General features: G+C 63.0%; 24 protein-coding genes and 1 pseudogene. 13 read left to right on the top strand and 12 right to left on the bottom strand.

Features of this window, described 5'->3' with window-relative positions; genetic code table 11:
* Positions 1–14 precede the first annotated feature (14 nt).
* Positions 15–2,792 (top strand): efflux RND transporter periplasmic adaptor subunit, encoded by a 2,778-nt coding sequence (locus P8T11_RS07535; RefSeq protein WP_278072166.1) that lies wholly within the window; start codon positions 15–17, stop codon positions 2,790–2,792.
* Positions 2,793–2,935: 143 nt separating this feature from the next.
* Positions 2,936–3,337: a hypothetical protein gene (locus tag P8T11_RS07530; protein ID WP_268077531.1), complete on the top strand. Its 402-nt coding sequence runs from the start codon at positions 2,936–2,938 to the stop codon at positions 3,335–3,337.
* 54 nt (positions 3,338–3,391) lie between these two features.
* Here the strand turns inward: P8T11_RS07530 and P8T11_RS07525 are convergent, their stop codons facing one another.
* Positions 3,392–4,357 (bottom strand): 2-hydroxyacid dehydrogenase, encoded by a 966-nt coding sequence (locus P8T11_RS07525; protein WP_268077532.1) that lies wholly within the window; start codon positions 4,355–4,357, stop codon positions 3,392–3,394.
* 66 nt (positions 4,358–4,423) lie between these two features.
* On the bottom strand, positions 4,424–5,419 hold the full coding sequence (locus P8T11_RS07520) for a Bug family tripartite tricarboxylate transporter substrate binding protein (RefSeq protein WP_268077533.1): 996 nt from the start codon (positions 5,417–5,419) through the stop codon (positions 4,424–4,426).
* 190 nt (positions 5,420–5,609) lie between these two features.
* On the opposite strand from P8T11_RS07520, the gene P8T11_RS07515 reads away from it, so the two are divergent.
* On the top strand, positions 5,610–6,518 hold the full coding sequence (locus P8T11_RS07515) for a LysR family transcriptional regulator (RefSeq protein WP_268077534.1): 909 nt from the start codon (positions 5,610–5,612) through the stop codon (positions 6,516–6,518).
* Between the two features lie 19 nt (positions 6,519–6,537).
* On the opposite strand, the gene P8T11_RS07510 is transcribed toward P8T11_RS07515, so the two are convergent.
* From P8T11_RS07510 to P8T11_RS07500, 3 genes are all read right to left on the bottom strand, one after another.
* On the bottom strand, positions 6,538–6,918 hold the full coding sequence (locus P8T11_RS07510; RefSeq protein ID WP_100856120.1) for a DCC1-like thiol-disulfide oxidoreductase family protein: 381 nt from the start codon (positions 6,916–6,918) through the stop codon (positions 6,538–6,540).
* Between the two features lie 144 nt (positions 6,919–7,062).
* Complete coding sequence (locus tag P8T11_RS07505) at positions 7,063–8,478, bottom strand: HdeD family acid-resistance protein (RefSeq protein ID WP_268077535.1); 1,416 nt, start codon at positions 8,476–8,478, stop codon at positions 7,063–7,065.
* A 58-nt stretch (positions 8,479–8,536) separates the two neighbouring features.
* Positions 8,537–9,151: a DUF2239 family protein gene (locus P8T11_RS07500; protein ID WP_268077536.1), complete on the bottom strand. Its 615-nt coding sequence runs from the start codon at positions 9,149–9,151 to the stop codon at positions 8,537–8,539.
* 265 nt (positions 9,152–9,416) lie between these two features.
* On the opposite strand from P8T11_RS07500, the gene guaB reads away from it, so the two are divergent.
* From guaB to P8T11_RS07485, 3 genes are all read left to right on the top strand, one after another.
* A complete protein-coding gene (gene guaB / locus P8T11_RS07495) occupies positions 9,417–10,877 on the top strand; it encodes an IMP dehydrogenase (protein WP_050449705.1) in 1,461 nt (486 codons plus the stop codon).
* A gap of 99 nt (positions 10,878–10,976) precedes the next feature.
* Entirely contained in the window at positions 10,977–12,569 is a 1,593-nt protein-coding gene (guaA, locus tag P8T11_RS07490) for a glutamine-hydrolyzing GMP synthase (protein WP_268077537.1), read from the top strand.
* 352 nt (positions 12,570–12,921) lie between these two features.
* The gene (locus P8T11_RS07485; RefSeq protein ID WP_268077538.1) at positions 12,922–13,905 is read left to right on the top strand and encodes a Bug family tripartite tricarboxylate transporter substrate binding protein; all 984 of its coding nucleotides are present in this window, start codon (positions 12,922–12,924) and stop codon (positions 13,903–13,905) included.
* A gap of 103 nt (positions 13,906–14,008) precedes the next feature.
* Here the strand turns inward: P8T11_RS07485 and P8T11_RS07480 are convergent, their stop codons facing one another.
* The 3 genes from P8T11_RS07480 to msuE form a co-directional block, all read right to left on the bottom strand.
* Positions 14,009–15,037 (bottom strand): methionine synthase, encoded by a 1,029-nt coding sequence (locus P8T11_RS07480; protein WP_268077539.1) that lies wholly within the window; start codon positions 15,035–15,037, stop codon positions 14,009–14,011.
* Positions 15,038–15,068: 31 nt separating this feature from the next.
* Entirely contained in the window at positions 15,069–16,052 is a 984-nt protein-coding gene (locus P8T11_RS07475; RefSeq protein WP_268077540.1) for a DUF1852 domain-containing protein, read from the bottom strand.
* Positions 16,053–16,155: 103 nt separating this feature from the next.
* Positions 16,156–16,737, bottom strand: a complete 582-nt coding sequence (msuE, locus tag P8T11_RS07470) for an FMN reductase (RefSeq protein ID WP_268077541.1) — start codon at positions 16,735–16,737, stop codon at positions 16,156–16,158.
* Positions 16,738–16,880: 143 nt separating this feature from the next.
* Between msuE and P8T11_RS07465 the strand changes: the two genes are divergently transcribed.
* Complete coding sequence (locus P8T11_RS07465) at positions 16,881–17,804, top strand: LysR family transcriptional regulator (protein WP_268077542.1); 924 nt, start codon at positions 16,881–16,883, stop codon at positions 17,802–17,804.
* Positions 17,805–17,910: 106 nt separating this feature from the next.
* Here the strand turns inward: P8T11_RS07465 and P8T11_RS07460 are convergent.
* The 3 genes and pseudogenes from P8T11_RS07460 to P8T11_RS07450 form a co-directional block, all read right to left on the bottom strand.
* Positions 17,911–18,171 (bottom strand): annotated as a pseudogene (locus P8T11_RS07460) (PIN domain-containing protein); the annotation flags it as partial.
* Positions 18,168–18,635: a helix-turn-helix domain-containing protein gene (locus P8T11_RS07455; RefSeq protein WP_268077543.1), complete on the bottom strand. Its 468-nt coding sequence runs from the start codon at positions 18,633–18,635 to the stop codon at positions 18,168–18,170. The gene P8T11_RS07455 and the pseudogene P8T11_RS07460, both read right to left, overlap by 4 nt.
* An 82-nt stretch (positions 18,636–18,717) precedes the next feature.
* A complete protein-coding gene (locus P8T11_RS07450; protein ID WP_268077544.1) occupies positions 18,718–19,098 on the bottom strand; it encodes a MerR family transcriptional regulator in 381 nt (126 codons plus the stop codon).
* A gap of 87 nt (positions 19,099–19,185) precedes the next feature.
* Here P8T11_RS07450 and P8T11_RS07445 point away from each other — a divergent pair, with 87 nt between their 5' ends.
* From P8T11_RS07445 to P8T11_RS07425, 5 genes are all read left to right on the top strand, one after another.
* On the top strand, positions 19,186–20,091 hold the full coding sequence (locus P8T11_RS07445) for an alpha/beta fold hydrolase (protein WP_268082423.1): 906 nt from the start codon (positions 19,186–19,188) through the stop codon (positions 20,089–20,091).
* Positions 20,092–20,223: 132 nt separating this feature from the next.
* Complete coding sequence (locus P8T11_RS07440; RefSeq protein ID WP_268077545.1) at positions 20,224–21,213, top strand: DMT family transporter; 990 nt, start codon at positions 20,224–20,226, stop codon at positions 21,211–21,213.
* Positions 21,210–21,926: a glutathione S-transferase family protein gene (locus P8T11_RS07435; protein WP_268077546.1), complete on the top strand. Its 717-nt coding sequence runs from the start codon at positions 21,210–21,212 to the stop codon at positions 21,924–21,926. The genes P8T11_RS07440 and P8T11_RS07435 overlap by 4 nt, the downstream gene beginning before the upstream one ends.
* Before the next feature lies 1 nt (position 21,927).
* Positions 21,928–22,722, top strand: a complete 795-nt coding sequence (locus P8T11_RS07430) for an SDR family NAD(P)-dependent oxidoreductase (protein ID WP_268077547.1) — start codon at positions 21,928–21,930, stop codon at positions 22,720–22,722.
* Between the two features lie 51 nt (positions 22,723–22,773).
* Positions 22,774–23,373, top strand: a complete 600-nt coding sequence (locus P8T11_RS07425) for a TetR/AcrR family transcriptional regulator (protein ID WP_268077548.1) — start codon at positions 22,774–22,776, stop codon at positions 23,371–23,373.
* A 27-nt stretch (positions 23,374–23,400) separates the two neighbouring features.
* Here the strand turns inward: P8T11_RS07425 and P8T11_RS07420 are convergent, their stop codons facing one another.
* Positions 23,401–24,039, bottom strand: coding sequence for an HD domain-containing protein (locus P8T11_RS07420; RefSeq protein ID WP_268077549.1), 639 nt, complete (start codon positions 24,037–24,039; stop codon positions 23,401–23,403).
* Between the two features lie 106 nt (positions 24,040–24,145).
* Here P8T11_RS07420 and P8T11_RS07415 point away from each other — a divergent pair, with 106 nt between their 5' ends.
* Positions 24,146–25,132, top strand: a complete 987-nt coding sequence (locus P8T11_RS07415) for a GlxA family transcriptional regulator (RefSeq protein ID WP_268077550.1) — start codon at positions 24,146–24,148, stop codon at positions 25,130–25,132.
* Positions 25,133–25,169 lie beyond the last annotated feature (37 nt).

The raw sequence follows: 25,169 nt of genomic DNA, 5'->3' as shown, positions 1-25,169 counted from the left end.
GCGCGCGCCCTGATATGCACGCCTTTGCCACCCTGAACCCGGACCCGCTCTATCCTGAAAAAGAGAGCGAGCGGCATCCGAACAAGCTCGAAGCCTGGGGCACGGCGGCCTTGCGCTGGTTGGGCAGGAAGCGCCGCCAGCCGCTGTCGCGCACCCGCCGCATCGTGGCCCGCGTGCACCGCGAGACCAAAGCGCTGGGCGACATCGACTTGGCCGGCGTGCGCCAGCGCGCGGATGAAATTGCCTATGACCTGCGCTGCAACGGCATCACCCCCGCCAGCGCCGCGCGCGCGTTTGCGCTGATCCGGCAGGCGGGGCGGTTGACGGTGGGCAAGGCGCACTTCGATGTGCAGTTGATGGGCGGCTGGGCCATGCTGCAAGGCATGGTCGCCGAGATGAACACGGGCGAAGGCAAGACGCTGACCGCCACGCTGCCCGCCGCCACGGTCGCCATGGCTGGGCTGCCCGTGCATGTGATCACCACCAACGACTACCTGGTTGAGCGCGACGCGCAGATCATGGGGCCGATCTACGAAGCGCTGGGCCTGTCAGTGGCCTGGGTCAGCATGGAGATGGACATCCCCACGCGCCGCAAGGCGTATCAGGCAAACGTGGTGTATTGCTCGAACAAGACGCTGGTGTTCGACTACCTGCGTGACCTGATTGTGCTGGACGGCGGCAAGGACGAAGACGCGTTGCGGCTGGAGCGGCTGCGGGGCGAGCAGGGGCGGCTGAGTCAGCTGTACCTGCGTGGCCTGTGTTTTGCCATCGTGGACGAGGCCGACAGCGTGCTGGTGGATGAGGCGCGCACGCCGCTGATTATTTCCGGTGTGCAGGAAGACGACAGCACCGACGTGACGCGCCAGGCCATGGACCTGGCCGGCGCGATGGACCCCGCGCATTACCGGCTGCTGCGCGGGGAACGCCGGGTGACGCTGACCGAGCTGGGCCGTGAACATCTGCGCGCCGAATGCGCCAATTTGCCCGCGCCCTGGAGCATTCCGTTTCGCCGTGAAGAACTGGTGCTTAGCGCGCTGACGGTGCTGCACATGTACCGCCTGGACGAGCAATACATCATCCGCGACGAGAAAATCATGGTGGTGGACGAGTTCACCGGGCGCGTCATGCCGGACCGGTCCTGGGGCCAGGGCTTGCACCAGATGCTGGAACACAAGGAAGGGCTGGCGCTGAGCGAACCGCGTTCCACGTTAAAGAGCATCAGCTATCAGCGCTTCTTCAAACACTATCTGCTCTTGTCGGGCATGACGGGTACTGCGGCGGAAATCCGTGCGGAACTGGGGCGGGTGTATGACCTGCCGGTGGTGCGCATTCCCACGCATCGCCGCTCACGCCGTCGTCATGCGCCCGATGCGGTGTACGCCACCTTGAACGAAAAGTGGGCCGCGGTGCTCGACCGCACCCGCGTGTTGCACGCGCAAGGCGTGCCGGTGCTGATCGGCACGCGCTCGGTGGCGGCGTCGGAACAGGTGGCGCAAGTATTGCTCCAGGCCGGGTTGCCTGCGGTGGTCCTGAACGCCAAACAGGACGCGGACGAGGCCGACATGATTGCGCAGGCCGGCCAGATCGGCAGCATCATGATCGCCACCAACATGGCCGGGCGCGGCACCGATATTCCGCTGTCGGATGCGGCGCGCGAGGCGGGCGGGCTGCACGTGATTCTGACCGAACGGCATGAGTCGGCGCGCATCGACCGCCAATTGGAAGGCCGCTGCGGCCGCCAGGGCGACCCCGGCCACGTCGAAGCCATTCTGTCTTGGGAAGACGCGGTGCTGGATAGCGTGGCGGGCAAGGCGTGGGCGAAGCCCGCGCAGTTGCTGCGTTCAATGGGCGGACACGGCTTGGCGGCCCGCTGGCTGCGCTACGCCCAGGCCCGCACGGAAAAGAAACTGGCCCGCGAGCGCCGCCACATGGTGGCCGCGGATGAAGAACTTGAAAACTCCTTGTCCTTTTCCGGGCAGGGGATTGATCTCCAAAAATCTATGACACATCGCCTACGCTTCTTTTGCTTCGGTCTATTCAGCGGCCTGATCGCCAGCGCCGCCGCGCAGGGCTTGCCGCCCGATGCGCGCCTGCCGGTGCTGACGGAACCCGCCTTGTCCTCGCAGGGCGACACCCTGCAAACACCGATGGCCTGCCTGATCGAACCCTTTCAGGTGTCAGAGCTGGGCAGCGCGTCGGCCGGCGTGCTGAGCAAGGTGCTGGTTCAGCGCGGCGACGTCGTGAAGAAAGGCCAGGTGGTGGCCGAACTGAACACCAGCGTCGACGAAGCGACGCTTGGGTTGCGCCGCGCGGAAGCCGCCTACCTGGGGCGCGTCGTGGACCGCAACGCAGATCTCTTCAAGCGCAAATTGCTGCCCGCGGGCGACTACGACGAGATGACCTCGCGCAGCCGTCAGGCGCAGTTGCAAGTCGCCCTGCAACAGGCGATTCTGGCTGAACGCAGCATCAAGAGTCCGTTTGATGGCGTTGTGGCCGAGCGTTATGCGGGACCGGGCGATCGCGTCAACGACAACAAGATCGTCAAGCTGGCGCAGATCAATCCACTATTGGTCAAGGTGGTGGTGCCGGAAGGCTTGTACGGCCAGATCCAGGCGGACGCGGCGGCGCAGGTCACGGTGAACACGGCGATCAGTGACAAGCCGCTGCAAGGCAAGGTGTGGCGCATCGACCGCGTGATGGACGCGGCCAGCGGGACCTTCACGGTATTGCTGCGTGTGCCCAACGAGGGCAACGCCATCCCCTCGGGCATCCGGTGCTCGGTCAAGTTCTGATGCCGACTCCTGGCGCGAAAGCGCCCGCGGCGCAGAGCCGGTAGACTGGCAAAAGTCATCGCTCTGAATTTCGGGGGGCGATCGCACTCAGACGCCGGCCCACGCGGGAGGCCCGGCGTGCATCATCAGGGGCTTTTACGATCGTGAAAATAAAAAAACTCATTGAAGAACGTCGCCAGGGCGACCGGGCAGCCGTTAGCGAACGCGCCGATCCGTCCATCGCGGAAGCGCTTGCCGCGCTGGACCAATTGGACGGCGCGGAGTTCAGCTCCATCGCGTTTGTGACCGAAGACGAGACCGTCATGGCGGTTGGGGGCGGGGCGGATACATTCGTGGTGTCCATCACGCTGGACGACGACGCTCGCATCTATACGCTGATCGATCCGTCGCGGTCGGAAGACCATGACGAAGACGTGGTGGTGGGCGGCCAGTCGGGCAGCTATCAGCAGTATCAGTGCGTGAGCCGCGAGCTGGCCGCGGCGGCGATTTTGTACTTTCAGCAAGAAGGCGCGCCGTCGCCGGAGCTGAAGTGGGTCAGCGAATAGCCAGCCGGCGCGCGCTGCCTGTTCGACAGGCGCCGTTGGCTTGACGCCCAGGGTCTAGACGACCCGCGTCAGCACTTTCTCATCCCGAAACCAGCCGTCCAGGTTCGCCACCATCAAATCGGCCATGGCGCGGCGGGTTTCGTGCGTGCCGCTGGCGATGTGCGGCAGCAGCACCACGTTGTCCATCGCGTGCAGCGCGGCCGGGGTCTCGGGTTCGTGCTCGAACACATCCAACCCCGCGCCCGCGATGCGCTTGTTCTCCAAAGCGCTGACCAGCGCGGCTTCGTCAACCACGGTGCCGCGCGCAATGTTGATCAGCCAGCCCTGCGGACCCAGCGCGTCCAGCACCCGCGCGTTCACCATGTGCTGCGTGGCGCCGCCACCCGGCACGGCCAGCACCAGGAAGTCGCACTGCGCGGCCAGCGTTTCAATGTCTGCCACGTAGCGATATTCCGCCGGCGCGTCCGCGCGCGGCTTGCGGTTGGTGTACAGGATTTCCATGTCGAAGGCCGCGGCGCGGCGGGCGATCTGCAAGCCGATATTGCCCAGGCCCACGATGCCGCAGCGCTTGCCGCTCATGCGGGTGCCCAGCGGAAAGCCTTCATTGGGCCAGCGGCCGGCGCGCACGAAGCGGTCGGCTTCGGCGATGCGGCGCGGCGCGGCCAGCATCAAGGCCAGCGCCGTGTCGGCCACGCAGGCGTCCAGCACGCCCGGTGTGTTGGTGACGACCACGCCGCGCGCCTTCGCGGCAGCTACGGCTATGGTGTCGTAGCCCACGCCAAAACTGAAGATACCTTCCAGTGCCGGCAGCGCGTTGATCAAGTCGGCGGTCGCACCAAAGCGGCCGCTGGTGGCGATGCCGCGTATGTTCGCACCCTGTTCGCGCAGCAACGCGTCGGCGTCGGTCGCTTCCCACAAGCGATGCACGTGATAGCGCGATTCAAGGTCCGCAATCAGGTCCGGCAGCAAAGGGCCGACCATCAACAGGTGCGGGGCGGAGGAGGGCAGGGAATCGGTCATGGGTGCGGCTTATTGGGATGGAGGTTTCATCGAAAACGGCCCGGCGTTACCCGGGCCGGGTCAAGCTCAGTTGGTCTGGATGTTGCGGGCCTTGATGATCTGCCCGTAGCGCGCGCGTTCGCTGGCGGCCAGCGCCTGCAGTTGCTGCGGGGTGGACCCGTGCGCCACGGCGCCTTGCGATTCCAGCTTGGTCTTGATGGCCGGGTCGTTGGCAACATCGCGGATGGCCTGCGATAGTTTTTCGATCACGGCGGGCGGCGTGCCGGCCGGCGCCAGCACCGCGGTCCAGGAGCCGGATTGCGCGTTCTTCACGCCGGCTTCGTCGATGGTCGGCACGTTGGGCATGGCCGGCGAGCGACTGTCGCCCGTGACGGCCAGCGCGCGCAGCTTGCCCGCGGTGACATAGGGCATGGTCTCCAGCACGGAGGCAAACAGCATGTCGACCCGGCCAGCCATCAGGTCGGTCATGGCGGGGCCGCCGCCTTTGTACGGCACGTGCATCAGGTCGACGCCGGTTGCTTGCTGGAAGATCTCACCCGACAAATGCGGCGCGCCGCCTGTGCCGGAGCTGGCAAAGGTGTGCTTGCCCGGCTCGGCTTTGGCCAGCGTGACCAGGTCCGCCACGTTCTTGGCCGGCAGGGTGGCGGGCACGACCAGCACGAAGGGCAGATCCGAAAACAGCGACACCGGCGCAAACGCGGTGGCCGGGTCTGAATGCAGCTTGTAGATCCAGGGGTTGATCGCCAGCATGCCGGAATTGGCGAATAGCAGCGTGTAGCCGTCGGCCGGCGAGCGCGCCACCAGGTCCGCGGCGATCTGCCCGCCCGCGCCGGGGCGGTTGTCCACCACCACCGACGCCGCCAGTTTCTCGGTGAGCGCCACGGCCAAGAGGCGCGCCGAGATATCGGTGCCGCCGCCCGGCGAGAAGGGCACGATCAGGTTGATGGGGCGCTCGGGGTATCCGGCGGCCTGCGTGCTGAACGGCAATGCGGCGGTGGCGGCCAGGGCCAGCGCCGCGGCGATGAGCCGGACGCGCGGTCGGGCGATGGGGGTTGTCTCCATGTCTCTTCTCTTTTTTGGGGTGAATTTGCGTTGGCAAGCGGCTTGCGCCGCGAAAAACCAACGTGCTGCGGTGATGCTCCTTTGGGTCTTGCTGGCCGGTACGCGGCCATTTTTTCGGAGTATAGAAACGGCTTTCGATGGATAGCCGTTCGAGCTATAAATAGCATTGATCAATTCAAGGATTGAATCGATGGAATTCCGTCAGCTGGAGTGTTTCATCGCGGTGGCCGAAGAGTTGCACTTCGGCCGCGCCGCCGAACGGCTATGCATGACGCAACCGCCGCTGTCGCGCCAGATCCAGTTGCTGGAACAGGATCTGGGTGTGACGCTGTTCGAGCGCAACAGCCGCCAGGTGCTGCTTAGCGCGGCGGGCCGGCGTTTTCTGCGCGATGCGCGCCATCTGCTGGAGTTTTCGGCGCGCGCGGCCGCCACGGCGCGGCGCACGTCCGGCGGTGAGGCCGGGCACATCACCTTGGGTTTTACGGCGGTGGCGTCCTATCGGCTGATGCCGTCGATGATCATGCGGGCGCGCAAGCTCTTGGCGGGCGTTGAAATTCAATTGCGCGAGACGGTCAGCACCGATCTGGCCCGGCTGCTGTTGGCGCGCGAGCTGGACGTTATTCTGGCGCGCAGCGTGCCGCAGCAAGCCGGCATTGAATCCCGGTTGGTCGAGCGCGAACCCCTGGTGCTGGCGCTACCGGTCGGCTCGCCGCTGTGCGAACACGAGACCGTGCCGCTGCGCCTGTTGCAGGGCCAGCCCTTCGTGCTGTATTCGCCGCGCGAAGGCAAGTACTTCTATGACCGTATCGTGGGGGCGTTCGGGCTTGCGGATGTGCAGCCCGACTACGTGCAACGCGCCGGGCAAACCCATACGCTGCTGGCGCTGATACGCGCCGGGCTGGGCGTGGGCATCGTTCCGGATTCCGCGCGAGAACTGCGCTTTGAAGGCGTGGAATTCCGGCCGATCGGCCAGCGCAATCTGTACGCCGACATGTATCTGGTTTGGCATGCCCAGCATGACAATCCGGCGCTGGACGCGTTCTTGCAACGGGTCATGGGCGTGGATGCAGTCGTGGACGGGGCGGCAGCCCGCAGCTAGGCGCCCACGTTTCCCATGCCTACAACTGCATCTTCCGCTTGCCCAGCAAGGTCAGCGCCAGGCTGCGCCCTGTGCGCATGAAGGGGTACAGCGCCGTCGACAGGCAGCGGTTGCGAAACACCGCGGCGTTCAAGCTGTTGAACAGATCGTTGCCGGTGCTAAGCATCGCCAGCCGGTTGATGCAGTCGGCGCCCCAGTAATCCTGGCCATCCAGATGCAGCAGCATGCCCTGGTTCAGGTCATAGCCCTGCGCCTTGTAGGCCACGGCCAGGTCGGGGTGGTCGCGCATGTTCAGCAGTTCGATCCGGCCCACGGCTTTCTGCAATTGCAGCATCCGTACGTAGTTCGAGCAGAAGGGGCAGTCTCCGTCGTACAGCAAGAAGTTCTTGGGCGTGGACATGATGGTCCTTGGTTGACATGCACGGGTCCATTAAAGCGCAACGGCGGCAAGATGTCGTGTGTGACGATGCGGCTGGCAAGGTGCGTGACCCGGGTCAATGTTCGCATCGGCAGCTTGACACTCCGGATGGTGGCGCGGAGGAGCTCAGGCGGGCGGCCTGCGCAGCGGCGCATCGCGGTCTTGCTGGCGCCAGTTGGCCCGCAGTGTGGCGATCCGGCGCAGCGCCGATTGCGACATCTTCCACCAACCAAACGGGCGCGGGTCGGCCAGCATGCTCATGGCGCGGGCGTAGTCCAGCGTCAGCCCGGGCGTCCACGCCATGGTGAGCGCGCGTTTGCGGATCTGTGACGCCACCCACAATTCCGGCGTCAGCAACAGGCGCAGCAACACGCCCCAGCCGGCCTGGCTGCCATGCAGGCGGCCCACCACGCCGTCCAGCGCGGCATCCAGCGCACGCGCGACCGAGCTGGAGCAGTTGCGGTGGGTCAGGTTGTAGGTGCTGTCCTGGCGGTACTCTTGCCAGAAGTCGGCCAGCTTCTGCGCGTCGTAGTTACGAAAACGCACGCGCACGGTCGACGGGCACCACGCCTTGGATTCCGTGGGGTAGTCGGGTTGATAGACGCCAGGGATGTCGTTTTCGGCGGTGGCGCGCAGCAGGTTGCCAAATTCGTCGGGCGACCGGTCGATGTCGTCGCGGGGGTACAGACTGATGTAGATGCCTTCCGGCGACTCCAGCGCGGCGTGTCCGGTCGATATCACGCCGTTGATGTCGACGGCGGCAATGTAACGGTCCACCAAGGGAAGATTGCGTGACTGGGCCTTGGCCGTGCCGGACGGGGTCCACACATGCACCGTCAGCGCGGGCTCGGAGTCGGCGGGCGGGCCGTCCCACATCGTCGGGCCCAGAGGGCGGGGCGCCAATGCCGCGCTTGCGTTGGAAGCTGGGGTGGATGCGGGCTCTGAGGGCATGAAGTCCGGTGACACATTGGACGCAAACGCCGGGTTCGACGCCAGGTGCTTGACCCGACGCGCCAGCCACAGCAGCTTCACGCCCGCGATGCCCAGGAACAGCCCCAGGCAATACGGCACGGTGCCCACATAGTTGGTGGGATAGGGCTGGAAAAAGAAAATGGCCAGCAGGATTTCAGCGATGCCACCGGCAAAGGCGTAGCGCCAACGCTCGTAGCGCACCACATACGCCGCCAGGCACTGCAATACGCCGTCGGTCAGGAACAAGGCGCCGAAGATCATCGACAAGGCAAAGTGTCCGTGATGGTGGCCGGCCAGGATCAAGCTGCCGGCCAGCAGCACGAACAGCCCCTTCACGTAGCGCAGCACGCGCTGCCCGCCCACGCCGCTGGACGCGATCATCAGCGTGGCCAGCCCTTCCACGATGAAGAGAACGGCGAAGGCGTTCAACGGGAAGTACAGCGCGTTGTCCAGCGCGTCGATGAAAACGGCGATGCCCGCAACCAGAAAAAACAGGCCTGCCGTGAACAGGCCCTTCCAGCGCTTGCGCAGATAAGGAACTCCCAACAGAAGCAGTACAAGTTGTGGCATGCCTGTATTCCAGTTTGAGAAGGGCGCAATCCGAATCCTACAGAAACTTGGTGGCGTTTTACGCGGGCTTGTGCGTCACCGCTTCCGCATCCCAGGCCAGGCGCACTGCGTAGCCGCGCACGTCTTCGGGCCACGGGGCGATGCATTGCGCAAAGCGCTCGCGGTCATTTGCGTACAACGCGCGGGTCGCTTCTTCAAAGCCGGGCAGGTTGCCCGCCATGGCGGACATGAAGCGGTACGTAGCTTCCTGGCGCTGGCGTTGCTGGTCTTGCGCGTCGTTGTCGCGGCGCGCTTGCTCCACCAGCTTGCGCAACGCAACCGATGCGCCGCCCGGCTGCGCGGCCAACCAATCCCAATGGCGCGGCAATAGCGTCACTTCGCGCGGCACCACGCCCAGCTTGGGACGGCCACGCCCGCGCGGCTGCGCATCTGGAAGTTCGATTGCATCGGTTTCTACGTCTACAGGGGGCGCGTGGCGCGCGATGATGGCGGCATCGTCGCCGCGCAGATCCAGGTCGGTCTGCTGGCCCGTATTGTCGTTGAATACCAGCGGCTGGCCGCTGCTTGTGGACATGGCGCGTTTCACCGCCAACGCTACGTCGGCGAGCGGTCCGGCGGCAAGAATGCGGTGGCCGTCAAAGGCGGTGTAGCGCGGGGTGGGGTGGTTTGTCATGGTGCCCGGTTCCGATTCGTCTGATCTCAAATCAATCACAGGGCGGATTATGATCCGGGTAAAAATAGGCTGTCAATAAAATCCGGGTAAAAATATGGCGCTTGTTGAATGTCGACAACAAGGGGAAAAGCCGGGGTCGGTTTGCCGGCGTCCCTGGTGCCGGTTGAGCGGCGCCGCCTACGCAAAAATTCCGTACAACCCTAGGGTAGACCCTAGAAAAAACTTGCTGGCGGCGTATAATCTTGCTTTGCGCCCGGAGTTACCCATGCGTCTCGTTCAAAAAGCGCTCACCTTCGACGATGTGTTGTTGGTGCCTGCGTATTCCGAGGTGTTGCCGCGCGACACCTCCCTGGCCACCCGCCTGACCCGCAATATCAGCCTGAATATTCCGCTTGTGTCCGCCGCCATGGACACCGTCACCGAAGCTCGCCTGGCGATCGCCATGGCTCAAGAAGGTGGCATCGGGATCATTCACAAGAATTTGTCCGCCGATGCCCAAGCCCGTGAAGTGGCTCGCGTGAAGCGCCACGAATTCGGCATCGTGATCGATCCGGTCACCGTCACCCCCCAAATGAAAGTGCGCGACGCCATTGCGTTGCAGCGCCAGCATGGCATTTCGGGCCTGCCGGTGGTTGAAGGCCGCAAGCTGGTCGGCATCGTGACCAACCGCGATCTGCGTTTTGAAGAAAACCTGGATCAGCCCCTGCGCAACATCATGACGCCGCAGGAACGCCTGGTCACCATGAAGGAAGGCGCCACGCTGGACGAAGCGCAATCCCTGATGCACAAGCACCGCCTTGAGCGCGTGCTGATCGTGAACGACGGCTTTGAGCTGCGTGGCCTGGCCACCGTCAAAGACATCGTCAAAAACACCGAACACCCGATGGCCAGTAAAGACGGCCAAGGCCAGTTGCGCGTTGGCGCAGCGGTTGGCGTGGGCGCGGGCACCGAAGAGCGCGTGGAAAAGCTGGTTGCCGCCGGCGTTGACGTCCTGATCGTCGACACCGCGCACGGCCACTCCAAGGGCGTGCTGGAAGGTGTGCGCTGGGTCAAGCAGAACTACCCCAAGGTTGAAGTCATTGGCGGCAACATCGCCACCGCCGCCGCCGCGCGCGCACTGGTCGAGTACGGTGCCGACGGCGTCAAGGTCGGTATCGGCCCCGGCTCCATCTGCACCACGCGTATCGTCGCCGGTGTGGGCGTGCCGCAGATCCATGCCATCTCTGAAGTCGCCAAGGCGCTGGAAGGCACGGGCGTTCCGCTGATCGCCGACGGCGGCATCCGCTACTCGGGCGACGTCGCCAAGGCGCTGGCCGCTGGCGCGTTCGCGTGCATGATGGGCGGCATGTTCGCCGGCACGGAAGAAGCCCCGGGCGAAGTCGTGTTGTTCCAAGGCCGTTCGTACAAGTCGTACCGCGGCATGGGCAGCCTGGGCGCCATGACGGACGGCTCGGCCGACCGCTACTTCCAGGACCCGTCCAACAACGCCGACAAGCTGGTCCCCGAAGGCATCGAAGGCCGCGTCCCCTACAAGGGCAGCGTGCTGGCCATCATTTACCAATTGGTCGGCGGCATTCGCGCCTCGATGGGCTACTGCGGCGCCGCCACCATTGACGACATGCGCACCAAGGCCGAATTCGTGGAGATCACCTCCGCCGGCGTGCGCGAGTCCCACGTACACGACGTGCAGATCACCAAGGAAGCGCCCAACTACCGCGCCGACTGATCCGTACAGTCAACTACAATGTCATGCATCACGCACCGGCAGAATCGCATTAACAACAGCGGTTCTGCCGGTGCGGTTTTATTTAATCGGTAGAGCTCAATGCACCAGCGCATCCTCATTCTTGACTACGGTTCGCAAGTCACCCAACTGATCGCCCGTCGCGTCCGCGAAGCCGGCGTCTATTCCGAAGTGCACCCCGGCGACGTCGACGACGCCTTCGTGCGCGAGCAGATGGCGCAAGGCTTGAAGGGCATCATCCTGTCCGGCAGCCACGCCTCGGCCTACGAAGAAGGCTCGATGCGCGTGCCGCACGCCGTGTTCGAACTGGGCGTGCCGGTGCTGGGCATCTGCTACGGCATGCAATCCATGGCGCAGCAACTGGGCGGCGTAGTCAGCTTCTCGGACCACCGCGAATTCGGCTACGCCGAAGTGCGCGCCCACGGCCACACCAAGCTGCTGGAAGGCCTGGACGACTTCACCACGCCCGAAGGCCACGGCATGCTGAAGGTCTGGATGAGCCACGGCGACAAGGTCACCGAGCTGCCCCCGGGCTTCAAGCTGATGGCATCCACGCCGTCGTGCCCCATCGCCGGCATGGCCGACGAAGAACGCCGCTTCTACGCCGTTCAATTCCACCCCGAAGTCACGCACACCGTCCAAGGCAAGGCCATGCTGGCCCGCTTCGTGAACGAGATCTGCGAATGCCAGGGCGACTGGAACATGCCCGACTACGTCGCCGAAGCCGTCGCCCGCATCCGCGAGCAAGTCGGCACCGACGAAGTCATCCTGGGCCTGTCCGGCGGCGTGGATTCCTCTGTTGCCGCCGCCCTGATCCACAAGGCCATCGGCGACCAGCTCACCTGCGTGTTCGTCGACCACGGCCTGTTGCGCCTGGACGAAGGCAAGCAGGTCATGCAGACCTTCGCGGAAAACATGGGCGTGAAGATCATTCACGTCGACGCCACCGCCCAATTCATGGGCAAGCTGTCGGGCGTTAACGACCCCGAAGCCAAGCGCAAGATCATCGGCCGCGAATTCGTCGAAGTGTTCCAGGAACAAGCCGGCAAGCAGCAAAGCGCCAAGTGGCTGGCCCAGGGCACGATCTACCCCGACGTCATCGAATCCGCCGGCGCCAAGACGGGCAAGGCCACGTCGATCAAGTCGCACCACAACGTTGGCGGTTTGCCGGACACGCTGAACCTGCAACTGCTGGAACCCCTGCGCGAACTGTTCAAGGACGAAGTCCGCGAACTGGGCGTTGCGTTGGGTTTGCCGCCGCAGATGGTGTATCGCCACCCGTTCCCGGGTCCGGGTCTGGGTGTTCGGATTCTGGGCGAAGTGAAGCATGAATACGCTGAACTGCTGCGCCGTGCCGATGCGATCTTTATTGAAGAATTGCGGAACACCAAGGATGAAGCTAGTGGTCTGACTTGGTATGAGCTGACGTCGCAAGCGTTTGCCGTGTTCCTGCCGGTGAAGTCGGTGGGCGTTATGGGCGATGGGCGGACGTATGAGTACGTTGTGGCGCTGCGTGCGGTGCAGACGTTTGACTTCATGACGGCTGATTGGGCGCCGCTGCCGCACCCGCTGCTGGCTCGGGTTTCTTCGCGGATTATTAATGAAGTGCGCGGGATTAACCGGGTGGTGTATGACGTGTCGAGCAAGCCGCCGGCGACGATTGAGTGGGAGTGATCCTGTTCAAGGGTTGAGGTAAAGGAAAGAGCGCTTCGGCGCTCTTTTTGTTTTTGCCGTGGTTGTCAGTGGTTTTAATTGGGGAGGTAGCTCGCAGCCCAATAAGAACGGGAGGCCTCGAATTCGAGGCCTCCCGTTTTTTTTGTCCGCACTAAAGCAATCTCGCCAAGCCCCACTTGCTCCTCCCCAGCAAACTAGGGTTATCCGGGATTCTTTATGCTTAAACTTTTGTGAAGAATAAGCGCCAGATGCAGGGCACCGCCGTGATGAGGCATCAAGGCGGTTCACCGGGGTGCGGCACCTGACGCACCGTACGCAGGATCGCGCGGTGGCGGCCCATAAGGAGAATCGCATGCCGTTGCGTAGACATTGCCTGGCCATGATGCTGCTGGCGCTGACTGGCTGGGCGACGGGCAGCCAGGCGCAAACGCCGTCTCAGGCCTGGCCTACCAAGCCGGTGCGCATGGTCGTGGGGCTGGCCCCTGGCGGGCTGGTCGACGTGCTGACGCGCACGATACAGCCGCATTTGGCCGAGGCCTTGAAGCAGACCGTTATCGTGGAGAATCGGGGAGGCGCGGGCGGCAATGTGGCGGGCGCCGAGGTCGCGCGCAACGGCCGAGACAACCACACCTTCTTGCTCAATCCATCGACGACTGAATCGGTCAACCCGCTGATGTTCACCAACATGCCGTTTGATCCGCAGCGTGACCTGCGGCCCGTCGCCTTGTTGGCCAACAGCCAGTTGTTCCTGTTCGTCCGGTCTTCGCTAGGCGTCGATACGCTTGAAGCGTTCGTCGAATACGCGCGCAAGCAGCCCAATCCGCTCAACTACGGTTCGGCCGGCAACGGCACGACGCCGCATCTGGCTGGCGAGCTGCTCAAGCAGGCTACCGGCATGCAGGCCACGCATGCGCCCTATCGCGGCGTGGCGCCGGCGATTCAAGACCTGGCCGCGGGCCAGATCGACTTTGCGTTTGGACCGGCCACGGTTTTTCCCATGGTGCAAGCGGGCAAGCTGAAGGTGCTGGCGGTGGCGAGCCGGCAACGGGCTGCCGTGGCGCCCGACATACGAACCTTTTCTGAGGCCGGCATTGACGGCGTTTTCGCGGACAGCCTGTTCGGCGTGTATGCCGCCGCCAACACCCGCGATGATGTGGTTGATCGCATGAACGGCGAAATCAACAAGGTGCTGGCACGGCCGGAGATCAAGGCGCGGTTCCTGGACGCCGGCGCCGAGGCGCTACCGCTGAGCGTGGCCGAGTATGCCGCGCGTGTGCAGGAGGAGAAGAAATTGTTCGCCCCATTGATCAAGTCGTTGGGGCTGAAGGAACAGTAGGCGGAACAAAGATAAAACCACCGCCTGCGCCCCGCATGCCCGCGAAGTCAGACTGCAATTTCGCCGATGCCAGCGCAAAAATGCAGTCTGACACCATCGCGCATCAGCCCAACAGTTCCTTGCGAACGATTTCCGCGCCTTCGCTCAAAGCGAGCAGCTTCCCCTTCGCAATAGCCCTCGACAAGGGCGCCATGCCGCAGTTCGTGCACGGATACAGCTTGTCGGCATCCACAAACTTCAGCGCCTTTCTCAGCGTATTGGCCACTTCTTCCGGCGTTTCCACCTTATCGCTGGCCACGTCAATGGCGCCGACCATCACTTTCTTGCCGCGAACCAGTTCGAGCAGATCGATCGGCACGTGCGAGTTGTGGCATTCCAGCGAGATGATGTCGATATTGGACTTCTGCAGCTTGGGGAACGATTCCTCGTACTGACGCCACTCGGAGCCCAGCGTCTTCTTCCAGTCGGTATTGGCCTTGATGCCGTAGCCGTAGCAGATATGCACGGCGGTTTCGCACTTCAGGCCTTCAATCGCTCGTTCCAGCGTGGCAATGCCCCAGTCGTTGACCTCGTCGAAGAACACGTTGAATGCCGGTTCATCGAATTGGATGATGTCCACGCCCGCGGCTTCCAATTCGCGGGCTTCCTGGTTGAGGATCTTCGCGAATTCCCAGGCCAGTTTTTCCCGGCTCTTGTAGTGGGCGTCGTACAGCGTGTCGATCATCGTCATGGGGCCAGGCAGCGCCCATTTGATGGGTTGCTTGGTTTGCTGACGCAGGAACTTGGCGTCTTCAACGAACACCGGCTTTTGACGGCTGACGGCGCCCACCACGGTCGGCACGCTCGCGTCATAGCGATCACGGATGCGAACGGTCTCGCGCTTTTCGAAATCAACGCCGTCGAGATGCTCGATGAACGTCGTGACAAAGTGCTGACGGGTTTGCTCGCCGTCGCTGACGATATCAATGCCCGCGTGCTGTTGTTCTTGCAGCGCCAGGCGCAAGGCGTCTTGTTTGCCCTCGATCAGCTCTTCGTCTTGCAGTTTCCAGGGCGACCAGAGTTTTTCAGGCTGAGCAAGCCACGAAGGCTTGGGCAGGCTGCCGGCGGTGGAGGTGGGCAGTAGTTTTTTCATGATCAGTTGGTCTCGTGTGTTTTTTGAGTGATTAGTGCGCGTAGTTGGCGGCCCAGCTTTCCAGCACGTGCTTGTAGGGCTTGATGAAGTGCTCTTCCGTGAACTTTCCCTGCTTCACGGCGAGTTGGCTGCGCTCATCGCGGTCATAGACAATCTGCGTCAACGAGTAGTCCTGATTCTTCAGGCTCGGTTGATAGACCTTCCCTGCGGCGGAATTGGCGTTGTAGATCTCGGGACGGTAGATCTTCTGGAATGTTTCCATCGTGCTGATGATGCTGATCAGCTCAAGGTTCGTGTAGTGGCCCAGCAGGTCGCCCTGAAAGTAAAAGGCCAGCGGTGCCGCGCTGCCCGGGGGCATGAAGTAACGGACCTGCAAGCCCATTTTTTCGAAGTACTGGTCCGTCGGCGAGAATTCGTTTTGCTGATATTCAATGCCCAGGATGGGGTGCTGATTTTCCGTGCGCAGGTACGTCTTGCTGCTCGAGGCGCTGATGCAGATGACCGGCGGCTTGCTGAACTGCTCTTGGTAAGCGCTGGAACCGACAAAGTGCTTGAACAGCTTGCCGTGCAAGTCGCCGAAATCGTCAGGCGAGCTGAAGCTGGACTTGTTCTTGTTGTGCTCTTGCAAAAGCACGCTGAAGTCGTAGTCGCGCACGTACGAAGAGAAGTTGTTCCCGACGATCCCTTCGATGCGTTCGTTGTTATGGCGGTCAACGATGTTGGTCTTCAAGATTTCAATTAGCGGAAACGCATCACTGCCGGCGTTGGCGGCGATGTTCATTTCAACGGAGATGATTTCGAGTTCGACCGTGTAGCGATCCCCCCGGGGGTTGTCCCAATGCGCCAGGCTATTGAAACGCCGGTCGATCATCTTCAGCGTGTTGCGCAGATTTTGCTGGCGACTCGCGCCCCGGGCCAGATTGGCGAAGTTGGTCGTGATGCGCGTGCTGTCGGACGGCTGGTAATTTTCATCAAAAGGAATGCTCTTGATGTTGAAGGTGAAGGCGTTGCTCATGGTGTTGGCGTGTGCGGTTTTTGGCGTAAGGAATACGGAGTCCGGCTGCCGCTTGGCAACGGACGCTATCGCCGCTGCGGGCGGCGCTTGAATTGGCTTTGCGTCAGGCTGCTACCGCTTCTTGTGCGGCGGCGGTGCGTGGATGGCGCATCAATTCGATCAAGGGCAACGCGCGCTGGACCGCCAGTCGGGCCCGTTCGAGCAGGGCCATGTCCTGCACGCGGTAGTCGGCAAAATCCTTGTCGGTGGCGTAGACGCCCAGCGGCAAGGTGCGTGCCTGGAAGAAGCTGAACAGCGGCCGCAACTGGTGGTCGATGATCAGGGCATGGCGTTCGCTGCCGCCGGTGGCCGCCAACAAGACGGGCTTGTCGACCAGGGCGTCCTGATGAATGAAGTCGAAGAAGTGCTTGAACAGGCCGGTGTACGAGCCACGGTAGACCGGGGTTGTCACCACCAGGATGTCCGCTTGTTCGACCATGCCAAGCTCGCGCTCCACCGTGTCGGGCAATTGCGAGCGCCAGACGGCGCCAGCAAGTTGCGGGGCGAGCTCGCCCAGTTCAACCAGGTGCTGTTCGCACGGGATATGGTCGGCGATGAGATCCAGCAGGTGTTCTGCCAGGGCCGCTGACTTCGAGGGGCGTTGCAGTCCGCCGGAAACTGCGACTAGACGGAGTGGACGTGTCATCTTTGCTTCACATGAATGGATCTACCCGGCGCCGCATCTGTCTTTGTGCAGTTGCAGCATCAAGCTGGAACCGCATGCTAGATGAGGGTAACGATGAAGTAAAATGGTTTTATTTCACTAATCCATGAGCAGGAATCATCTGAATGCTTGAGCGCATCCATCTCAGCATCGTCCAGCAGGTCGAAAAGCAAGGGTCGTTGACGGCCGCCGCGGGCGTGTTGAACCTGACCCAGTCGGCCCTGAGCCACAGCATGAAGAAGCTGGAGGTGCAGCTGGGCACCGACGTCTGGCTGCGCGAAGGTCGAAGCCTGCGCTTGACGCAGGCCGGCCAATACCTGCTGGCGGTGGCGAACCGCGTGCTGCCGCAACTGGACCTGGCCGAAGAGCGGCTGGGCCAGTTCGCGCAGGGCGAACGCGGCGCGCTGCGCATCGGCATGGAATGCCACCCTTGCTATCAGTGGTTGCTGAAGGTGGTTTCACCGTATCTGGCGGCCTGGCCCGACGTGGATGTGGACGTCAAGCAGAAGTTCCAGTTTGGCGGGATCGGCGCGCTTTTTGGCTACGAGATCGACCTGCTGGTGACGCCCGACCCGCTGTTCAAGCCGGGTCTGAAGTTCGAGCCCGTGTTCGACTACGAGCAGGTGCTGGTCGTGCCCAAGGGCCACCCCCTGGCAACGGCTGCGTACGTCAAGCCGCAACAGCTGAACCAGGAAGTGCTGATCAGCTACCCCGTGGACATCGAGCGGCTGGACATCTACAACCAGTTCCTGCTGCCGGCCGGTGTCACGCCCAAGCGCCATAAAGCCATCGAAACCACCGACATCATGGTGCAGATGGTGGCCAGCGGACGCGGTGTGGCCGCTCTGCCGCGCTGGCTTGTCGAGGAATACGCGGCGCGGATGGATGTGGTGCCGGTGCGGCTGGGTGTGCGCGGCATCGCCAAGCAGATTTTTCTTGGGGCGCGCGAGGCGGACAGCGCCATTGACTACGTGCGGGCCTTCATCGAACTGGCCCGCCATCCGGGCGCCGATGTGCCGACCGCTGTGGGGCAAGGCGCCAATGAATGAACTTCACCGGGGTAGGTAAACCGCTTGCCAAGCGGTTTGGCGTGCCGTGTAGTGATGTCCTTGATTTCCTTCCATACGACTATGGCAGCCAGCAACATCACCGACGCACTCCCGCAATGAGCTCTTCATATCCATCCACCAAGCCATCCGGGATTGCGCGATTCATCAGGTCTGAAGTGCGATCGACTTGCGAACGTGTCAGATCGGGCCGGTTGACCAGTAGATTGCGTTTCCACTCCTCATGAATGTCGCGACTCCAGCGGGCACGGAATCGCCCTGACAGTCCCAGCCACATTAGGAAGTCACGCAGCGGCGCGGGGTAGGGTACGCAGGCATCGTAGATGGCAGTAAACGGGGAGTGCCTCATTCGTAACCCAAGCTTGATTCCTGAGCCTGACGGGCGAGCTCCGCCATGGCTTCTTCGCTAGCACGGTCGCGTGCGTCCTTGTACTGCGTCAAGTCCGCGAGCCGCACTCTGCGATGTTTCCCCGTCCGATGGAATGGCAGCACGCCATCCTCCAGTAGCTTGACCAGGTGAGGGCGGGAGACGTTGAGCATGTCCGCGGCTTCCTGGGTCGTCAGTTCTGCATGGACGGGTACGACTTTTACGGCATTGCCGGCGGCCAATTCGGCAAGGATGTCGACCAGCAGACGCAGCGCAGAGGTGGGCAACTCTACTTGATGGGCTTGGTTCCGTTCATCGAAGATCTGGATGTGTTGTGTTTCAACGCGCGTTGCCAGGTACGCGGCCAACGCGCGCTGGCCTTGAACAGCCGCCTCCACTTCCCGTGCGGCGGGTAAGGTCATCTTGGTTTCGGCAATGGCGGTCATGGCTAGCTCCTGAGGTGAATGCACTTTCAGGAGCGAGATTATTCGAAATAAACGAAAATCGCAATAAACGAAAACCGAAGGCTCACTCCTGCCCACCCCCCTCAATCAGCATGCCTCGCAATCGCTGGCGCTGCTTTTCCAGCGCCTCAATCTGCTTCTCCAGTATCTCCAGCCGTTTGCGCTTCGCATCCGTCATATTCGCGCATGCCTTAGCCCCTTCGATCAGCAACATGCAATCCGGAAAGCTGCGGATTTCTTCCAAGCTGAAGCCGGTGGCGATCAATCGTTGTATCTGTTTGACCTGCGTGACGGCCACCGCCTCAAAGGCGCGGTAGCCATTCTCGGCCCGCGTTGATGCAAGCAGACCGTGCTGATCGTAGTGACGAATAGAGCGCACGCTGACGCCGGTTACTTGCGCCAACGCGCCGATCTTCAGCAGGGTGGTGGACTCAGTTTTTTTCATGGATCGAACCTTATCATCCGCGCTTGACTATGACACTAATGTCAGGCTTTAGCCTGGGCTCTTTCCATTCGAAGGAGCTTCAACATGATGTCTTTCAACCTCTTCAGCAAATGGCGCAAGGGCTTTGCCGCCTTGGCCTTGATGGCTCTGTCCGCGCTGGCGCAGGCCGCCGCAGACCCCTACACAGTAACGGCGCCTGATGGGGTGCGCATCGCGGTGCAAGAGGCCGGTGACCCGAACGGGCAGCCCATCATCTTTATCCACGGCTTGCTCGGCAGCCATCTGAGTTGGGAAAAGCAGGTCAACAGCCCTCAGTTGCAGCGGTATCGGCTGATCACTTTCGATATGCGCGGGCATGGCCTGTCTGGTCAACCTGAGCGCGCCGATGCCTACCGTGATGGACGACGTTGGGCGGATGATCTGGCAGCGGTGATTGCTGGGTCAGGAGCTCGGCAGCCTGTCTTGGTGGGATGGTCGCTAGGCGCCGCCGTGACCACGAATTATCTGGCTGCCTATGGTGACGACAAAATCGCAGGCGCTGTGTACGTGGGCGGTGTCATCGAGCTGAAGCCCGAGCAAATCGTGTCGCATCCGCAGGTCTACAGCGCAATGGCATCGCCGGATCTCAAGACGCATCTTGATGCCGAGCGTGAGTTCGTGGCGCTGTGCTTTGCCAAGCAGCCCGACGCGCAGACGTTCCAACGTTTGCTGGCCAATGCCGCCATGGCCTCCCAGAACATGCAGAACGCCGTGCATGGTATGTCGTTGGACGCGCCGAAGGGCTTGGGGGCCATGCACAAGCCGCTGTTGCTGATTTACGGTGCGCGTGATGCGTTGGTTCAGGCCGGACCGTCCTTCAGCCGGGCCAAGGCCTTGAATCCGCGCGCCATCGGCAAGTTCTACCCAGAAGCGGGGCACTCGCCCTTTATCGAAGAGACGCAGCGCTTCAATCGTGATCTGTCTGCCTTTGTTGATGCGGCGGCATCGCATTAGCCGTTCATCGGCGCGCTGGGAAAATCAACGCTGGCATGTTTTATAGCAGTCGATATAAAATCGGCAGACATTGCACGGCACCTGCAACGCAAGTGCCTTCGTCAACCCGCTTGCCCCAGGGGAGGCCACCGCATGACGCAGCTCGCCGACCCTATCCAGGACCCCGCCATCGGACCCGCTCCCGTATCCCACCTTCAGCAACCCTCCCGAAAAACCCTCCAAGGACTCTGCTGGGCCGCCCTTAGCGTCCTGATCTTCGCCGGCTGGTTTGTCGTGACGCGTTTCAGCGTGACGCGCGAATTGCGTTTGTGGGATGTCACCGCGCTGCGGTTCGGCATCGGCGCCGTCATTCTTTTTCCCGTCTTGCTGCGGGGTTCCGGGCGCATGTCCGCCAAACAATGGGGTGAAGGACTGCTGTACGCCTGCCTGTGGGGCATGCCCTTCGTATTGGCGGTCGCCCTGGGCTTGCAGCTCACATCCGCCGGTCGGGCGGCGGCCGTGGCGCCGACATTAATGCCCGTTTTTGTCGGGCTTTTCGCCTGGGTCTTCCTGAAAGAACAACAAGGCAGGGGCCGCTTGCTGGGCTATCTGGCCATCGTCATCGGTCTGATCTGCATGATCGCGGGCGGCGCCTCGGCGCACGGCGTTGCGAACCCGGTAGGCCTTCTGGCGCTGATCACTGCCGCCGCGATGTGGGCCGTTTATACGCTGCTGTTTCGGCGCAGCGCGCTGACGCCGGTGCAGGCCGCGGCGTTGATTTGCTTCTGGTCGGCCGTGTTGTTTCTGCCGGTCTACCTATTTGCCGGGCTCAGCCGCCTTGACTTGGCGTCACCCGGTGAAATCGGTTTGCAGGCGTTCTATCAGGGCGTCTTGATGAGCGGCGTGGCCATCGTGTCCTTCAACAGATCCGTTGCGCTGCTGGGGCCGTCGGCCGCGACGGCCATCATTGCCCTGATTCCGGCGGTTGCCGCGCTGACCGCCATTCCCGTCCTGGGTGAGTTGCCGTCATGGGAAGAGGGCGTTGCGCTTCTTGCCGTCGTCGGCGGCGTGCTTCTGGCAGCCCGTCCCAAGCGCAAGGTAGCAGTCCCATCGACCACCACGACAGCGAGACAACAGCCATGATTCGTTTTTACTTTCATCCGACGCCTAATCCCGCCAAGATCGCGCTTTTCCTGGAAGAGACCGGGCTGGAGTACGAAGCCGTGCCGGTCGACACCAGCAAAGGCCAGCAGCACACGCCGGCCTTTCGGGCCATCAATCCGAACGGCAAAGTGCCGGCAATTGTTGACACCGACGGCCCTGGCGGCAAGGAAGCGCGCGTCTTCGACTCGACGGCCATCCTGATCTACCTGGCCGATAAGACCGGCAAGCTTGTGGGCACGCCCGAAGACCGGCCCGAGCTGTTGTCCTGGCTGCTGTTCATTGCGTCTGGCCTTGGCCCGTTCTCTGGCCAGGCGGTGCACTTCCAGTTCGCCGCGCCGGATGGCCTGGACTACGCCGTCAACCGTTACCGCCGCGAAGCCGACCGGCACTATCAGGTGCTGGACGAGCATCTGAAGGGGCGCGAGTTCATCGTGGGCAACAGCTTCACCATTGCGGACATTTCGGCGTGGGGCTGGCTGGACCGGGCCTCCCGCGTGCGCAAGGGCGCTGAAGACCCGCTGGCGCCGTTTCCGGAACTGAAGCGCTGGTTCGCCAGCGTGGATGCGCGCCCGGCCGTCGCGCGCGCCCGGGCGCTTAGCAAAAGCCATGAGTGGAAAACGGTGAACGACGATGAAACCAAGCGGGCGTTGTTCCCGTCGAACTTTCCCCCCGCGTCGTCACAAGGAGCTTGAGATGGATCTGAAGAACAAGCGGGTTCTGGTGACAGGGGGCTCAAGCGGCATCGGCCTCGCCCTGGCTCATGCGCTGACGGCGCGCGGCGCCAGGGTGGTCATCACGGGGCGGCGGCAAAGCGTGCTGGATGATGCGCTGCGCGGTCTGGATTCAGCCACGGGGGTTTGCGCCGACGTCGGCACGACCGAAGGACGCATCGCCACGCTGGACAAGGCCGTGGCGGCCTTGGGCGGGCTCGACATCCTGATCAACAACGCCGGCGGCGTGCGTGCCGGTCGTCTGGAAAATACGGCAGAGGCCGACATCGAGCAAATGGTGAACGTGGACTTGCTTGCGCCGATCTTGCTGACCCGCGCCGCGATCCCGGCCTTGCGGGCCAGCGGTGAGGCCATGGTGGTGAACGTGACCTCTGGCATCGCGCTGGTGGGGGCGCCGTTCTACACGACCTACGCGGCGGTGAAGGCGGGGTTGGCGCACTTTGGCCAGGCGCTTCGGCGCGAGCTGAAAGGCGAAGGCATCCATGTGTTGACGGCCTATCCAGGCGGGACCGATACGCCCATGATGCAGTCCAACCGCGCCGGCCCGGAACTGGGGTTTTCGCGGGAGCCTGCTTCCGCGGTGGCGGAGGCCATCGTCGAAGGAATCGAGATGGACGCGTTCGAGGTCATCCGCGGCGGCGAGACGCGCGCGCAGATGATTGCGCTGAACCGCCAGGATCCCGCGGCTATTGATGCGCGGTTTCTGACGCTGAAACCCGCGCTGGAAGAAGCGGTCAAGGACCATAGCGCTCTATGATGGCGTCGCCTTTCCCCGTTCGCTGCGCCACGCAGCCGCTTAGGAGCCCACATGGCGCGCCCCAGGCAGTTTGACGAAGCGGCGGCGCTGGACGCCGCCATCGAATGCTTCTGGTCGCGCGGCTATGAAGCCACGTCGGTTCGCGACCTGACCGTTGCGATGGGGATCGTGGGCCCCAGCCTGTACAACACGTTTGGAGACAAGCGCAGCTTGTATCAGCGGGCGCTCGCGCATTACGTCGAGCGCGGCTTTTGCGAACGGGTCAGGCGTTTTGAATCGCAATTGACGCCTCGCGAGGCCATCGGCGCGTTCTTTGAAGAGATCATCGAGCTATCGCTGGCGGACGAACAGCGCAAGGGGTGCATGATCGTGAATTCGGCGCTGGAGCTGTCTCCGCACGATGCCGAGTTCCAGGAGGCGCTGGCGCTTGTGCTGCGGGATATGGAGGCCTTCTTCCTGCGCTGCGTGCAGGCGGGTCAAGCGGCCGGCACCATCAACGCCACGCAGTCGGCTGACGATCTTGCGCGCATGTTGCTCGGCCTGCTGATGGGCCTGCGCGTGCTGGCGCGTTCACGGCCGGAACCGGAGTTGCTGCGTGGTCTGGTTCGGCCCGCGCTGGCTTTGCTTGATGACGCCAGCCCGGTCCGTTGATGGGACGGAAAGCTGAGGTGAAGCCGCTCAACCGTGCCAGTGTGAGCAACGGATCACGCTGCAGAAGTTGCCGCGATGGAAGTGCGGCTCTTTGTCGGCGATGACGTCGGCCTTGACGTTGCCAAAGGTCGTGTCGGGCTTGTGTTTGATGCCGTCGTAGAACGCCTGGATGATGTCCTCCTTGAACTGAGGCGTGCGCGGAAACGCGCGGACGACGGCCTCGCGTTCGACGTCCGAATATTGTGCGTAGGTGAGGCCAAGCACGTCCATTTCGACGCCGGCGGTCACCAGCGCGACGACCGGGTGCATGTGCTGCGGCACGCCGGGCGTGGTGTGGAGCGCGATGGAGGTCCACACCGTGTACGCGTCCGCTTCCGAGATGCCATGGCTTTCGAGAAACGAGCGGGCGGCGTGCGCGCCGTCCACCTCAAAGCGCTCGTCCTTGCTGTTGTGGCTTGGCATCAGGCCGATGTCATGGAACATGGCGCCGGCGTAGAGCAGCTCGCGGTCGAACTTCAGGCCGCGCTTCACGCCGGCCAACGCGCCAAAGTGATACACGCGGCTTGAATGGTTGAAGAGCAGTGGTGTTTCGGTATCGCGGATGTATTCGGTGATGGCGCGCGCCAATGTCGAATCGGGAATGGCGGCTTCGTGGATGATGGACATCAGGTTCTTCCTTGGTTGAGTGGGTTCAATCAAGAATAGGGCCGTGCTAGCATGGCAACAATAGGCGGAACACGTCGATTTCAGCCATTTAAAGATCAAGGCGGCCATGGCGCGCGATAAGGTCAAAACGATCATGGTGCTGGCGTTGCCAGGGGTGCAACTGCTTGATGTATCCGGCCCGCTGGACGTCTTTGCGGAAGCGAATGTGCAGGCCGGGCGTGAGGTATACCGGCTGCTGGTCGTCGCGGGCGGATCCGGTCCCGTACGAAGCTCATCCGGCGTCCGCTTGATGGCCGATCGAACCATCGGGCGCGACGCGGACGAACCGGTCGATACTCTGCTCGTTGCCGGCTGCCCGAACGCGGCTGATGTGCCGGCTCGCGGCGTTGTGGTGGACTGGCTCAGGCGCCGCGCGCCCAAGGCAAGGCGCTTCGGGTCCGTGTGCAGCGGGGCGTTCTTTCTGGCGGCAGCCGGGTTGCTGGATGGCAAGCGCGTTACGACCCACTGGGCGGTTGCCGAGCGCCTGGCCGAACAATTCCCGGACGTGACGGTTGACCAGGACGCGATCCACGTCAGTGACGGACCGCTGCGTACCGCCGCGGGCGTGACGGCCGGCCTGGACCTGGCCATTTCCCTGGTGGAAGAAGACCTTGGGCGTGAGATCGCCCTGAAAGTCGCAAGCCAACTCGTCATGTTCTTCAAGCGGCCCGGCGGACAACTACAGTTCAGCCGTAAAAGCGAAGCCGCGCCCGCGGGCAGGGCGGCGTTGCAGGAGCTTCAGCGCTGGGTCGCCGCCAATCCCGAGTTAAACCACAGCGTGGCAAGCCTGGCCGAGCGCATGAACCTCAGTCCTCGGCACTTTGCGCGGCTTTTCCGTAGCGAGATCGGCATCACGCCCGCAAGCTGGGTTGAAGAGGCACGAGTGAACGCGGCGCGTCGCCTGCTGGAGCAAGGGCAAGCGGCACCCAAGCAGGTTGCGGCGCGTTGCGGGTTTGCCGATGCGGATGTGTTGCGCCGGGCGTTTGCGCGTCACGTGGGCGTGACACCCGCGGAGTACCGCAAGCGGTTCGCGGCGCTGTTGCCGCCGCAATAGGCGGGTGCAGGGAGGGGGGGGCTTGGAACGCGCCGCG

The sequence above is a fragment of the Achromobacter spanius genome (assembly GCF_029637605.1).
GTDB lineage: Bacteria > Pseudomonadota > Gammaproteobacteria > Burkholderiales > Burkholderiaceae_B > Achromobacter > Achromobacter spanius_E.
Note: the sequence above shows the minus strand (reverse complement) of the source record. Positions and strands in the feature narration are given on the sequence as shown.

Excerpts from the sequence above, each read along its gene's own strand:
- P8T11_RS07535 (WP_278072166.1), top strand. The coding sequence starts at position 15 with ATGCACGCCTTTGCCACCCTGAACCCGGACCCGCTCTATCCTGAAAAA.
- P8T11_RS07525 (WP_268077532.1), bottom strand. The coding sequence starts at position 4,357 with ATGACCGATTCCCTGCCCTCCTCCGCCCCGCACCTGTTGATGGTCGGC.
- P8T11_RS07520 (WP_268077533.1), bottom strand. The coding sequence starts at position 5,419 with ATGGAGACAACCCCCATCGCCCGACCGCGCGTCCGGCTCATCGCCGCG.
- P8T11_RS07515 (WP_268077534.1), top strand. The coding sequence starts at position 5,610 with ATGGAATTCCGTCAGCTGGAGTGTTTCATCGCGGTGGCCGAAGAGTTG.
- P8T11_RS07510 (WP_100856120.1), bottom strand. The coding sequence starts at position 6,918 with ATGTCCACGCCCAAGAACTTCTTGCTGTACGACGGAGACTGCCCCTTC.
- P8T11_RS07505 (WP_268077535.1), bottom strand. The coding sequence starts at position 8,478 with ATGCCACAACTTGTACTGCTTCTGTTGGGAGTTCCTTATCTGCGCAAG.
- P8T11_RS07500 (WP_268077536.1), bottom strand. The coding sequence starts at position 9,151 with ATGACAAACCACCCCACCCCGCGCTACACCGCCTTTGACGGCCACCGC.
- guaB (WP_050449705.1), top strand. The coding sequence starts at position 9,417 with ATGCGTCTCGTTCAAAAAGCGCTCACCTTCGACGATGTGTTGTTGGTG.
- guaA (WP_268077537.1), top strand. The coding sequence starts at position 10,977 with ATGCACCAGCGCATCCTCATTCTTGACTACGGTTCGCAAGTCACCCAA.
- P8T11_RS07485 (WP_268077538.1), top strand. The coding sequence starts at position 12,922 with ATGCCGTTGCGTAGACATTGCCTGGCCATGATGCTGCTGGCGCTGACT.
- P8T11_RS07480 (WP_268077539.1), bottom strand. The coding sequence starts at position 15,037 with ATGAAAAAACTACTGCCCACCTCCACCGCCGGCAGCCTGCCCAAGCCT.
- P8T11_RS07475 (WP_268077540.1), bottom strand. The coding sequence starts at position 16,052 with ATGAGCAACGCCTTCACCTTCAACATCAAGAGCATTCCTTTTGATGAA.
- msuE (WP_268077541.1), bottom strand. The coding sequence starts at position 16,737 with ATGACACGTCCACTCCGTCTAGTCGCAGTTTCCGGCGGACTGCAACGC.
- P8T11_RS07465 (WP_268077542.1), top strand. The coding sequence starts at position 16,881 with ATGCTTGAGCGCATCCATCTCAGCATCGTCCAGCAGGTCGAAAAGCAA.
- P8T11_RS07455 (WP_268077543.1), bottom strand. The coding sequence starts at position 18,635 with ATGACCGCCATTGCCGAAACCAAGATGACCTTACCCGCCGCACGGGAA.
- P8T11_RS07450 (WP_268077544.1), bottom strand. The coding sequence starts at position 19,098 with ATGAAAAAAACTGAGTCCACCACCCTGCTGAAGATCGGCGCGTTGGCG.
- P8T11_RS07445 (WP_268082423.1), top strand. The coding sequence starts at position 19,186 with ATGTCTTTCAACCTCTTCAGCAAATGGCGCAAGGGCTTTGCCGCCTTG.
- P8T11_RS07440 (WP_268077545.1), top strand. The coding sequence starts at position 20,224 with ATGACGCAGCTCGCCGACCCTATCCAGGACCCCGCCATCGGACCCGCT.
- P8T11_RS07435 (WP_268077546.1), top strand. The coding sequence starts at position 21,210 with ATGATTCGTTTTTACTTTCATCCGACGCCTAATCCCGCCAAGATCGCG.
- P8T11_RS07430 (WP_268077547.1), top strand. The coding sequence starts at position 21,928 with ATGGATCTGAAGAACAAGCGGGTTCTGGTGACAGGGGGCTCAAGCGGC.
- P8T11_RS07425 (WP_268077548.1), top strand. The coding sequence starts at position 22,774 with ATGGCGCGCCCCAGGCAGTTTGACGAAGCGGCGGCGCTGGACGCCGCC.
- P8T11_RS07420 (WP_268077549.1), bottom strand. The coding sequence starts at position 24,039 with ATGTCCATCATCCACGAAGCCGCCATTCCCGATTCGACATTGGCGCGC.
- P8T11_RS07415 (WP_268077550.1), top strand. The coding sequence starts at position 24,146 with ATGGCGCGCGATAAGGTCAAAACGATCATGGTGCTGGCGTTGCCAGGG.